6 protein-coding genes are annotated in these 12,374 nt (G+C 69.7%); 4 read left to right on the top strand and 2 right to left on the bottom strand.

Annotated features, from left to right (window positions below; genetic code table 11):
- Nucleotides 1–175: 175 nt before the first annotated feature.
- Nucleotides 176–1,858: an alpha-amylase family glycosyl hydrolase gene (locus ACIBEI_RS28700; RefSeq protein ID WP_398893137.1), complete on the top strand. Its 1,683-nt coding sequence runs from the start codon at nucleotides 176–178 to the stop codon at nucleotides 1,856–1,858.
- Between the two features lie 162 nt (nucleotides 1,859–2,020).
- Nucleotides 2,021–3,403 (top strand): alpha-amylase family protein, encoded by a 1,383-nt coding sequence (locus ACIBEI_RS28705; protein WP_398893138.1) that lies wholly within the window; start codon nucleotides 2,021–2,023, stop codon nucleotides 3,401–3,403.
- Between the two features lie 13 nt (nucleotides 3,404–3,416).
- Here the strand turns inward: ACIBEI_RS28705 and ACIBEI_RS28710 are convergent, their stop codons facing one another.
- Both ACIBEI_RS28710 and ACIBEI_RS28715 read right to left on the bottom strand, forming a co-directional pair.
- Entirely contained in the window at nucleotides 3,417–4,271 is an 855-nt protein-coding gene (locus ACIBEI_RS28710) for a hypothetical protein (RefSeq protein WP_398893139.1), read from the bottom strand.
- Nucleotides 4,272–4,360: 89 nt separating this feature from the next.
- Nucleotides 4,361–4,987: a hypothetical protein gene (locus ACIBEI_RS28715; protein ID WP_398893140.1), complete on the bottom strand. Its 627-nt coding sequence runs from the start codon at nucleotides 4,985–4,987 to the stop codon at nucleotides 4,361–4,363.
- Between the two features lie 171 nt (nucleotides 4,988–5,158).
- Between ACIBEI_RS28715 and pulA the strand changes: the two genes are divergently transcribed.
- Both pulA and ACIBEI_RS28725 read left to right on the top strand, forming a co-directional pair.
- Complete coding sequence (gene pulA / locus ACIBEI_RS28720; RefSeq protein WP_398893141.1) at nucleotides 5,159–10,660, top strand: pullulanase-type alpha-1,6-glucosidase; 5,502 nt, start codon at nucleotides 5,159–5,161, stop codon at nucleotides 10,658–10,660.
- Nucleotides 10,661–10,732: 72 nt separating this feature from the next.
- Nucleotides 10,733–12,367 (top strand): SpoIIE family protein phosphatase, encoded by a 1,635-nt coding sequence (locus ACIBEI_RS28725; protein ID WP_398893142.1) that lies wholly within the window; start codon nucleotides 10,733–10,735, stop codon nucleotides 12,365–12,367.
- Nucleotides 12,368–12,374: the final 7 nt, after the last annotated feature.

A 12,374-nucleotide genomic window follows, 5' to 3' on the forward strand; every position in this document is an offset into this window, starting at 1 on the left:
GCCGTCGTGGCTTGTCGCGCAGTTCCCCGCGCCCCTAAAGGGCGTGGGTGGCGGTCGCGGTGTCCATCCGACCCCGCTGACACCGCGGCCGCCTCGTCAGCAGTCCCACAATCGAAGAAGACATGCGCCGCTACGGCGACTCAATGACCGAACTCAGTTACGTCTCAAGGATGTTATGAGCCAGCACTCCGCCGACCCGGCCCCGGCCTCCGCTCTCGCCACTGTCGCCGACCGTCGCGACTGGTGGCGCGACGCGGTGATCTACCAGGTCTATCCGCGCAGCTTCGCCGACAGCAACGGCGACGGCATGGGCGACCTGGAGGGCGTACGTTCCCGACTCCCGTATCTGCGCGACCTCGGCGTGGACGCCGTGTGGCTCAGCCCCTTCTACGCCTCGCCGCAGGCGGACGCCGGCTACGACGTGGCGGACTACCGGGCCGTGGACCCCATGTTCGGCAACCTGCTCGACGCCGACGCGCTGATCCGGGACGCCCACGACCTCGCCCTGCGGATCATCGTCGACCTCGTGCCCAACCACTCCTCGGACCAGCACGAGTGGTTCAAGAGGGCCCTCGCGGAGGGGCCGGGTTCGCCGCTTCGGGAGCGCTATCACTTCCGTGCGGGCAAGGGCGCGAGCGGTGAACTGCCGCCCAACGACTGGGAGTCCATCTTCGGCGGCCCCGCCTGGACGCGGGTGACCGAGCCGGACGGCACGCCGGGGGAGTGGTATCTCCATCTCTTCGCGCCCGAGCAGCCCGACTTCAACTGGGACCACCCGGCCGTCGGCGACGAGTTCCGCTCGATCCTGCGGTTCTGGCTCGACATGGGCGTCGACGGCTTCCGTATCGACGTGGCCCACGGGCTGGTCAAGGCGGACGGACTGCCGGACCTGGGATCCCACGACCAGGTGAAGTTGCTGGGCAACGATGTCATGCCGTTCTTCGACCAGGACGGGGTCCACGAGGTCTACCGGGCCTGGCGGATCGTCCTCGACGAGTACGCGGGCGAGCGTATTTTCGTTGCCGAGGCGTGGACGCCGACCATCGAGCGCACCGCCAACTACGTGCGCCCCGACGAGCTGCACCAGGCCTTCAACTTCCAGTACCTGAGCACCCATTGGGACGCCGAGGAGCTGCGGTCCTGTGTCGACCGGACCCTCGACGCGATGCGGCCGGTGGGCGCGCCCGCCACCTGGGTGCTGTCCAACCACGACGTGACCCGGCACGCGACCCGGTTCGCCAACCCGGCCGGGCTCGGCACCCAGATCCGTACCGCCGGAGACCGCGAGCTGGGGCTGCGCCGGGCGCGGGCGGCCACGCTGCTGATGCTCGCGCTGCCCGGGTCCGCCTACCTGTACCAGGGCGAGGAGCTGGGCCTGCCGGACGTCGTAGACCTGCCGGACGAAGTGCGCCAGGACCCGGCGTACTTCCGGGGCGCGGGCCAGGACGGGTTCCGCGACGGATGCCGGGTGCCGATCCCGTGGACCCGGGACGGCTCGTCGTACGGCTTCGGCAGTGGGGGCAGCTGGCTCCCGCAGCCGTCCGGCTGGGGCGAGCTGAGCGTCGAGGCGCAGAGCGGGGTCGCGGGCTCGACCCTTGAGCTGTACCGGTCCGCGCTCGCCGTACGAAGCGAGCAGGCCGACCTCGGCGCGGGCGACCGTGTCGAGTGGCTGAAGGCGCCCGAGGGCGTACTCGCCTTCCGCCGGGGGGCGTTCGTCTGCACGACCAACACCGGCGGTGAGGCGGCGACCGTCCCTGCGCACGGGCGGGTGCTGCTCGCGAGCGGTGAGGTGACCGTGACGGACGACGGTGAGGCGAAGCTGCCGGCCGACACCACAGTGTGGTGGATCGCTGACTGACCGTTCATCAACTCGGGGGTTCTGCAAGAACTTTCCGGAATTTTCAGAAGCCCGCCTTCCGCTTCGGGAGGCGGGCTTCTACTATCTGGCGCACCGCACGGCCGTTGAATTTTGCAGCAAGAAACGTCAACGGCCCTCCCTTCAACGGAGAAGGACCCCCACATGGCCAAGAGAGCTCTGTCCGGCGCGCTCGCCCTCGCCGCGGCCGCGTTCGTCGTCCCCGCGAGCACCGCGGGCAGGGCGTACGCCTCCCCGCCCGGCACCAAGGACGTCACCGCCGTCCTCTTCGAGTGGAACTTCGCCTCGGTCGCCAAGGAGTGCACCAACCGTCTGGGCCCCGCCGGGTACGGATACGTCCAGGTCTCGCCGCCCGCCGAGCACATACAGGGCTCGCAGTGGTGGACCTCGTACCAGCCCGTCAGCTACAGAATCGCCGGACGGCTCGGGGACCGTACGGCCTTCCAGAACATGGTCAGCACCTGCCACGCGGCCGGTGTGAAGGTCGTCGCCGACGCGGTGATCAACCACATGTCGGCGGGCAGCGGCACCGGGACAGGCGGCTCGTCCTACACGAAGTACGACTACCCGGGCCTGTACTCCTCGCCCGACTTCGACAACTGCACCTCGCAGATCAGCAACTACCAGGACCGCGGCAACGTCCAGAACTGCGAACTCGTCGGGCTCGCCGACCTGGACACCGGCGAGGACTACGTCCGCGGGGCCATCGCGACGTACATGAACGACCTGCTCTCGCTGGGAGTCGACGGCTTCCGCATCGACGCGGCCAAGCACATCCCGGCCGCCGACCTCGCCAACATCAAGGGCAGGCTGAGCAACTCGTCCGTGTACTGGAAGCAGGAGGCCATCTACGGCGCCGGCGAGGCCGTCCAGCCGACCGAGTACACCGGCACGGGCGACGTCCAGGAGTTCCGGTACGCGTACGACCTCAAGCGAGTCTTCAACAACGAGAACCTCGCCTACCTGAAGAACTACGGCGAGGGCTGGGGCTACATGAGCAGCGGCGTCTCGGGCGTCTTCGTCGACAACCACGACACCGAGCGCAACGGCTCCACGCTCAGCTACAAGGACAACGCCAACTACACCCTGGCCAACGTCTTCATGCTGGCCTACCCGTACGGCGCGCCCGACATCAACTCCGGCTACGAGTTCTCGTCCGCGGACGCGGGCCCGCCCAACGGCGGTACGGTCAACGCCTGTTGGCAGGACGGCTGGAAGTGCCAGCACGCCTGGCCGGAGATCCAGTCCATGGTCGCCTTCCGCAACACCACCAGGGGCGAGTCCGTCACCAACTGGTGGGACAACGGGGGCGACGCCATCGCCTTCGGCCGCGGCAGCAAGGGCTTCGTGGCCATCAACCACGAGTCGTCCTCACTGACCCGCACCTACCAGACCTCGCTCGCGGCGGGCACGTACTGCAACGTGCAGGCCAACACGACGGTGACGGTGAACAGTTCGGGCCAGCTCACGGCGACGCTGGGCGCGAACACCGCGCTGGCGGTCTACTCGGGCAAGTCGAGCTGCTGAGGCACGGACCGCGTCAGCCGTCGCGGGACCACGACAGGAGACGGTCGATCGCGGCCTTCTCGTAGTAGTCCGTGCCACCGACGGTGATGTACTTCCGCGGGGCGTTCCCGCGGCGCAGCAGGGTCCTGACCCGCTCGCGCCGCTGCTCGGCGCTCCCGCCGTGGCCGGCCCGTTCCAGGAGTTCCGCGATGGCGCTGCGGGGGACGAGCCGATGCCGGGCCATCACCTGCCCGGCCGCCCGGGCGAGGTAGGCCCGGGCCACGGCGGGGGCGACTCCCAGCTCATGGGCGAGAGTCGCCGTCGTCAGGTCCTCCGGTCCGGCCAGCGCCGACTCCAGCCGTTCGACGACCTCAGGGACACGCCCTTCCGCGCGCCGCGTCGCGTATCCCGGACGCTCGCTGTCGTACCAGTGGAACCACTCGGCCACGGCCGCCGCGTCGCGCTTGCGTCCGACGGCCGGGGGGAACGGCCGGACCGGGTGGCTCTCGTACGACTTCGCCAGGTTGCTGACGGCTCCGGGCGTCACGCCGCGCCGCCGGGCGATGTCGGCCCACCCCCACTGCTCGCCGGCGACATGGCTCAACCGCCGGGGCTCTTCGGCCAGGCGCGGCCCGGTCCGTACGACGGTGGTGCCGTCCTCGGGCCCGAAGAGGTGTCTCCTGGCCAGGGCCGCGGCGGCCTCGCGCTCGACGAGCTGGGTGCGGTGCGGGCCCGTGCGGATCCGGCACGGGTCGAGGGGCCCCTCGGCCAGCCAGTTCCGGACGGTCTTCTCCGAGACCCCGGCCAGCTCCCGCAGCTGCCTGCGGGTGATCCAGGCATCGCCCAGTGCGGCGAGCCGCTGCTCGAACTGGTTTCTCGTTGCAGTCATCCCGTTCATCGTCCCGCCCTGCCCCGGCGGGCCCCGCGCCGGGTCCTGTTGTCTTCCAGATCCGGCACGGGGGCGGGGTGCGGCGGCCGCTACTCCTCGTACGGCCGCATGACGGTGGCCATGCTCAGCAGGACCGAGTGGATCCGGCTCACGAGTTCGGCGGGGATCTCGGTGGTCGTGGCGTTGCCGCCGTCCCGCCCGGCGATGGTGATGAGCGCGCCGCCGGGGCCGTCCAACCCGCCCTGGTGGCACGGCAATCGGGACAGTTCCCCGATCAGCCGGGCCGCCGCCCCCGCGGTGACCTCCTGTTCGGGTGCCGGTGCTGCCGACGCGCGGTGGCAGTCGTGGCGCAGACCCGCCTCGGCGAGGTACCGGGCGACGTGCTTCGCCATCAGGTTGATGTCGGGCCCACCGGTCGCGGCCCCGGGGTCACGGTCCTGCGGAACCGAGTGGTAGACGACCGTGCTCCTGTCGCCGGGGCCCATGTGCCGGACCTGCCAGCCGGTGACCTGCGCCGGCCGGGAGGGGAGCGACTCGGGGGCTCCGACGGCGAGACGGGTGCCGTCGGCGAGGTAGGCGCAGATCTGGTGACAGCCCCCGCCGGTGGTCACGATCGCCGCGTCGAGTCCATTGCTCCGCAGCGCGTCCAGGACCGGTCCGTACTGCGGCTCGCCCTGTCCGTTGGAGCGCGCGTAGCCGAGCAGCTCCCCGACCACGGGCCTGGGGTCGGCCGTCAGGTTCCAGGCTCTGTGTGAACGATCGGCGAGCTGTTGCCGCTGAAATTTCTTTCCGTTCCTTGCGGATCTCTTGCTGCAACTCTTGCGTCGGCGATACGGTCTCGCCGGGGTCGGACCCGATTGAGCCGTAATCGCAAGGAGTTCACGCCTGTGATACCGAGATGGCCGGCGCCCCGGACGCGCCGCACCACGCGCCGCACCATGCACCGAGGAAGCGTCGCGGGCGTCATCGCCGCCGCACTCGTCGCAGCGTGTGTGCAGCCCCTCGTCGCCCACGCGGCGGCCCCGCCCGCACCCCCGTCGGACGCGGCTCTGGCGAAGACGCCCGCCCGTAACGACCTCACCCGTGAGCAGTTCTACTTCGTCCTGCCGGACCGTTTCGCCAACGGCGACACGTCGAACGACAAGGGCGGCCTCACGGGCTCCCGCCTCGAAACCGGCTACGACCCCACCGACAAGGGCTTCTACCAGGGCGGCGACCTCAAGGGCCTGACGAAGAAGCTCGACTACATCAAGGACCTCGGCACCACCGCCATCTGGATGGCGCCGATCTTCAAGAACCAGCCCGTGCAGGGCACCGGCAAGGACGCCTCGGCCGGCTACCACGGGTACTGGATCACCGACTTCACGCAGGTGGACCCGCACTTCGGCACGAACGCGGACCTTGAGCGGCTGATCGACAAGGCCCACGACAAGGGCATGAAGGTCTTCTTCGACGTCATCACCAACCACACCGCCGACGTCGTCGACTACGAGGAGAAGTCCTACGAGTACCTCTCCAAGGGCGCCTTCCCCTATCTGACGAAGGACGGCGAGCCCTTCGACGACGCCGACTACGCGGACGGGGCAGCCGGTGAGGCGGACTTCCCGTCCGTCGGCACCGGTTCCTTCCCGCGTACGCCCGTCGTGCCCGCCGCGAAGAAGAACGTCAAGGTGCCGTCGTGGCTCAACGACACGTCGATGTACCACAACCGCGGCGACTCGACCTTCGCCGGCGAGAACTCCACCTACGGCGACTTCTCCGGCCTCGACGACCTGTGGACCGAGCGTCCCGAGGTCGTCAGCGGTATGGAGAAGATCTACCAGCGGTGGGTCAGGGACTACGACATCGACGGCTTCCGCATCGACACGGTGAAGCACGTCAACACGGAGTTCTGGACCCAGTGGGCCACCGCCCTCGACGCGTACGCGGCTGAGCGGGGGCGTAACGACTTCTTCATGTTCGGCGAGGTGTACTCGGCCGACACGTCGATCACCTCCCCGTACGTCACCGAGGGCCGCCTCGACTCCACGCTGGACTTCCCCTTCCAGGACGCGGCACGGGCGTACGCCTCCCAGGGCGGCAGCGCGAAGCGGCTGGCCTCGGTCTTCGGGGACGACTACAAGTACACGACCGACAAGGCCAACGCGTACGAGCAGGTCACCTTCCTCGGCAACCACGACATGGGCCGCATCGGCACCTTCCTCAAGCAGGACAACCCGAACGCGTCCGACGCCGAGCTGCTGAAGAAGGACAGGCTCGCCAACGAGCTGATGTTCCTCGGCCGCGGCAACTCGGTCGTGTACTACGGCGACGAGCAGGGCTTCACCGGTGCGGGCGGCGACAAGGACGCCCGCCAGACCATGTTCGCCTCGAAGACGGCCGACTACCTGGACGACGACCAGCTGGGCACGGACCGCACGCACGCCGAGGACGCGTACGACACGAGTGCACCGCTCTACAAGCAGATCAGTGCTCTCGCGAAGCTCCGCAAGGCCAACCCGGCCCTCGCGGACGGCGTCCAGACGGAGCGGTACGCGGCCGACGGCGCCGGCGTCTACGCCTTCTCCCGCACGGACGCGAAGACCGGCATCGAGTACGTCGTCGCCGTGAACAACGCCGACACGGCGAAGGAGGCGACCTTCGCGACCGGTTCGGCCGGCATGACGTTCCGCGGGATCTACGGCACGGACGGCACCGGCGGTACGGGCGACGGGGGCGAGTCCCTCAAGAGCGGCTCCGACAAGAAGGTCACCGTCACCGTCCCGGCCGGTTCCTCGGTCGTGTTCAAGGCGGCGGGCAGGCTCGCCCCGCCCGCGACCAAGCCGGCCGTCACGCTGAAGGCCCCCGCCGAGGGCGCCACCGGCACCGTTGAACTGACGGCCGACGTGGACGGCGGACAGCTCAACCGCGTTGTCTTCGCCGCCCAGGTCGGCAACGGCAAGTGGAAGACGCTCGGCTCAGCCGACCACGCCCCGTACAAGGTCACCCAGGTCGTAGGCAAGGACGTTCCGGCCGGAACCGCCTTGCGCTACAAGGCAGTTGTGATCGACTCCGCCGGACGCACGGCGAGTACGACGGCCGCCTCCACGACCGGCACCCCGCCCGCCGAGGAGGTCCCGAGCGCCTCCTCGCGCGAGTACGCGGTCGTCCACTACAAGCGCGAGGCCGGCGATTACACGGACTGGCGGCTCTACGCCTGGGGCGACATCGCCGACGGCGAGGCGACCACGTGGCCGGAGGGGCACGACTTCGTCGGCCGGGACGCCTACGGGGCCTTCGCCTACGTGAAGCTGAAGCCGGGCGCCTCGAACGTGGGCTTCCTCGTCATCGACAAGGACGGCAACAAGGACGTCTCCGCCGACCGCACGATCGACGTCACCAAGACCGGCGAGATCTGGGTCGAGCAGGGCAAGGAGGCCGTACGGACCGAGCGGCCGGCCGCCGACTACCCGGCGCCGGACAAGACCAAGGCCGTACTGCACTACCAGCGGGCCGACGGGAAGTACGACGGCTGGGGACTGCATACCTGGACCGGTGCCGCGGACCCCACGGACTGGTCGAAGCCCCTGGAGCCGGTGAAGACTGACGCCTATGGCGCTGTCTTCGAGGTGCCGCTCACCGAGGGTGCCACCAGCCTCAGTTACATCATCCACAAGGGCGACGAGAAGGACCTGCCCACCGACCAGTCGCTCGACCTCACGGCGAACGGCCACGAGGTGTGGCTGTTGAGCGGCCAGGAGAAGTACCTCCTCCCGCAGCCCGCGGGCAGTGCCGCCGCGCTCGACCTCACCACCTCCAAGGCGGTCTGGATCGACCGGAACACCGTGGCCTGGAACGGCAACGAGGCCGCCGCGTCCACCCAGTTGCTGTACTCGCGCGACGGATCCATCAAGGTGAAGGACAGCGCACTCACGAGCGACGACGAGCGCTGGCTGCGGCTCGACAAGGCCACGCTCACCGACGCCCAGACGGCGAAGTTCCCGCACCTCAAGGACTACCAGGCCTGGTCCATCGACCCACGTGACCGCGACCGGGTGCGCGAGGCGCTGCACGGCCAGCTCGTCGCCTCCCAACGGGCCGCCAACGGTGCCGTGTTGGCCGCCACGGGCGTACAGATCGCGGGCGTACTCGACGACCTGTACGGCGGCGCCACGAAGGCGGACCTCGGGCCGACGTTCGACAAGGGACGGCCGACGCTCTCCGTCTGGGCGCCCACCGCACAGGACGTGAAACTGGAGATCGGGGACGCGGGCGCGTCGACGAAGAGCGCCCAGGCGAAGACCGTGCCGATGAAGCGGGACTCCGCCACCGGCGTCTGGTCCGTGTCCGGCCCCAAGTCCTGGCAGGGCAAGGCCTATCGGTATGTCGTGAAGGTGTGGGCGCCCAGCGTCCGCGAGGTCGTCACCAACAAGGTCACCGACCCCTACTCGGTCGCCCTCACCGCGAACTCCGAGCGCAGTCTCGTCGTCGACCTGGCCGCCAAGTCCCTTGCCCCCAGCGGCTGGTCGGGCCTGCGAAAGCCCGAGGCCGTCCCGCTGAAGGACGCGCAGATCCAGGAGCTGCACATCCGGGACTTCTCCGTCGACGACCCGACGGTCCCGGCGAAGGACAAGGGCACCTACCTCGCCTTCACCGACAAGGACAGCGCGGGCTCCAAGCACCTCAAGAAGCTTGCGGAGTCCGGGACTTCGTACGTCCATCTCCTGCCCGCCTTCGACATCGCCACCATCCCGGAGAGGAAGGCGGACCAGGCGACGACCGACTGCGACCTCTCCTCCTACGCCGCCGACTCCGAGAAGCAGCAGGAGTGCGTCGCCAAGGTCGCCGCGAAGGACGCTTACAACTGGGGCTACGACCCGTACCACTACACGGTGCCGGAGGGCTCGTACGCCACCGATCCCGACGGGACGGGCCGTACGGTCGAGTTCCGGAAGATGGTCAAGTCGCTGAACGAGGACGGTCTGCGGGTCGTCATGGACGTGGTCTACAACCACACCACCGCGAGCGGGCAGGCCGACACGAGCGTGCTCGACAAGGTGGTCCCCGGCTACTACCAGCGGCTTCTCGCCGACGGCAGCGTCGCCACCTCCACCTGCTGCGCCAACACGGCGCCCGAGAACGCCATGATGGGCAAGCTGGTGGTCGACTCGATCGTCACCTGGGCCAAGGAGTACAAGGTCGACGGCTTCCGCTTCGACCTGATGGGCCACCACCCGAAGGCCAACATCCTGGCGGTCAGGAAGGCCCTCGACGCCCTCACCCCCGCCAAGGACGGCGTCGACGGCAAGAAGATCATCCTCTACGGGGAGGGCTGGAACTTCGGTGAGATCGCGGACGACGCCCGTTTCGTCCAGGCCACCCAGAAGAACATGGCCGGAACCGGCATCGCCACCTTCTCCGACCGGGCCCGTGACGCCGTACGCGGCGGCGGTCCCTTCGACGAGGACCCGGGCGTCCAGGGCTTCGCGTCCGGCCTCTACACCGACCCCAACTCCTCGGACGGCAACGAAACTTCGGCCGAGCAGAAGGCCCGACTCCTGCACTACCAGGACCTGATCAAGGTCGGACTGTCCGGCAACCTCGCCAAGTACACCTTCACCGACACCGCGGGCAAGGAGGTCAAGGGCTCCGAGGTCGACTACAACGGGGCGCCCGCCGGATACGCGGACGCGCCAGGGGATGCCCTCGCGTACGTGGACGCGCACGACAACGAGTCGCTGTTCGACGCGCTCGCGTTCAAGCTGCCCAAGGGCACCTCGGCCGCAGACCGGGCCCGGATGCAGGTCCTCGCGATGGCCACGGCCGCTCTCTCCCAGGGCCCGGCGCTGTCCCAGGCGGGCACCGACCTGCTGCGTTCCAAGTCGCTCGACCGCAACTCGTACGACAGCGGTGACTGGTTCAACGCGATCCACTGGGACTGCCGGGACGGCAACGGCTTCGGGCGCGGGCTGCCGATGGCGGCCGACAACGAGTCCAAGTGGCCTTACGCCAAGCCCCTGTTGACGTCCGCCGACCTCAAGGTGGGCTGCCCGCAGATCGAGGGCGCCTCCGCCGCGTACCAGGACCTGCTGAGGATCCGTACCGGCGAGAGCGTCTTCGGGCTCGGTAGTGCCGAGCAGGTGCAGTCGGAGCTGTCCTTCCCGCTCTCCGGCAAGGACGAGACACCCGGGGTGATCACCATGGAACTCGGCGATCTCGTCGTGGTGTTCAACGCGACCCCCGAGAAGCAGGAGCAGCGGATCGCCTCCCTGGCCGGGACGGCGTACGGCCTGCACCCGGTGCAGCGGACGGGCGCGGACTCCACCGTGAAGTCCTCTTCGTACGATCCGGAATCGGGCAGTTTCGCCGTTCCGGGGCGGAGCGTGGCCGTATTCACCCGGACCGCCTGACAAGGCATTAATTTGGTGGGGCGGAACCCGAACCCTGTTCCGCCCCACCACCGTGCCTCGGGGGCCGCGCAGATGGACGGCAACGCCAACAGGACACGCACGACCGTGCTGATCGTCGACGACGTGCCGGCCAGCCGCTACGCCATGGGGGCGGTGCTCCGCCGAGCCGGTCACCGGGTCGTGCCCGTCGCCACCGCCGACGAGGCGCTCGCCGAACTCGACGTACGGCTGCGCGCGGGATCCCTGCCCGACGTGGCCCTCATCGACGTCGGCCTGCCGGACATGAGCGGCTTCGAACTGTGCCGCCGGCTCAAGGCGCAGCCGCCCACGTCCACGCTGCCCATCGTCCACTTCTCCGCCGCGGCCGTGGCACCCGCCGACCGGTGCGAGGGCCTGGACTCGGGCGCCGAGGCGTATCTGACGGTGCCCGCCGAACCCGAGGAGATCCAGGCCGTCGTACGGGCCGCCGTGCGCGCCGCCCGGATGCGGTTCGGTGCCGAGACGCTCGTACGCCGGCTGACCCTGCTGTCGGGGATCATCGTCACCGTCCAGGGCGCGCGCAACCTCACCGAACTCGCCGACGCGTCCGCCGAGGGCGCCGCCCGGCTCACCGGCGGCCCGGCCGTCGTCTTCGTCCTCGGCCCGGACGGCGAGCTGTACTACAGCACCTCCAAGGGCCGCAGCGCCTTCGCCGTGCCGGACAGCCACGCGCAGGAGGCCGTCGTACGGCTGATCAACCAGATCAACCAGATCAGCAAGGGGCGCACCGGGGTGTTCCGGACCGTCGTGCCCGCGCACATGTGGCCCATGGGCTTCTTCCGGCCCGGCGTCCGGGACGACGCCCGCCTCGTGCTCACCCTGACCCAGGACGGCAGGGCACCGGTGTGCTTCGCGACGCTCCTGCGCATACCCCGGGTCGGCGAACCCGACGACGCGGAGCTGGTCGGCCGCCTCGCCCAGGCCACCGCGCTCGCCGCCGAACCCCTGCTGATGTACCAGGTCGAGCGCCATGTCGCGCTCACGCTCCAGCACAGCTTCCTGCCCCAGCCGCACCGGCTGCCCGACCTGCCCGGCGTCGACGTCGTGGTGCGCTATGTGCCCGCGTCCCGGCAGACCGAGATCGGCGGCGACTTCTATGCCGCGCTGCGCGCCGACGACGGGGTGCTCACGGCGGTCGGGGACGTCGTCGGGCACTCGCTGGAGGCGGCCACCGTCATGGTCGAGATGCGTCATGCCCTGCGCGCCCACTGCGTCGAGGAGTCCGATCCGGCGGTGCTCGCCGACCGGCTCGACCGCATGCTGCAGCGCTACCACCCCGAGGTCACGGCCACCGTCTGCCTGGTCCACGTCGACCCGGCCACCGGGCGCACCCGGATCGCCAACGCGGGACACATCCCGCCGCTGATCGTCCGCGACTCGGGCAACGCGGAGTACGCCAAGGCCGCCGGGCCGCTCCTCGGTCTCGGCCTCGGTCTGCCGCGACAGCCGCCCGTCGAGCTGTTCCTCGACCCCACGGACCGCCTCCTCATGGTCACCGACGGGCTCATCGAGACCCGCGGCATCGATCTGGCGGTCTCCATGGAGGAACTCCGCACGGCCGCGGCCGAGGCGCCGCCCGGGGTGTCCGCCCTGTGCGACACCCTTCTGGAGCGGTTCGGCGGGGCCCCGGACGACGACATCGCGATGCTTGCTCTCCGGTTAGGGTGAGTGCGTT

This window comes from Streptomyces sp. NPDC050988 (assembly GCF_044456225.1).
GTDB lineage: Bacteria > Actinomycetota > Actinomycetes > Streptomycetales > Streptomycetaceae > Streptomyces.

Bases quoted from the DNA above. Each gene is read 5' to 3' on its own strand.
- ACIBEI_RS28725 (WP_398893142.1), top strand. From the start codon at position 10,733: ATGGACGGCAACGCCAACAGGACACGCACGACCGTGCTGATCGTCGAC.
- ACIBEI_RS28700 (WP_398893137.1), top strand. From the start codon at position 176: ATGAGCCAGCACTCCGCCGACCCGGCCCCGGCCTCCGCTCTCGCCACT.
- ACIBEI_RS28710 (WP_398893139.1), bottom strand. From the start codon at position 4,271: ATGACTGCAACGAGAAACCAGTTCGAGCAGCGGCTCGCCGCACTGGGC.
- ACIBEI_RS28705 (WP_398893138.1), top strand. From the start codon at position 2,021: ATGGCCAAGAGAGCTCTGTCCGGCGCGCTCGCCCTCGCCGCGGCCGCG.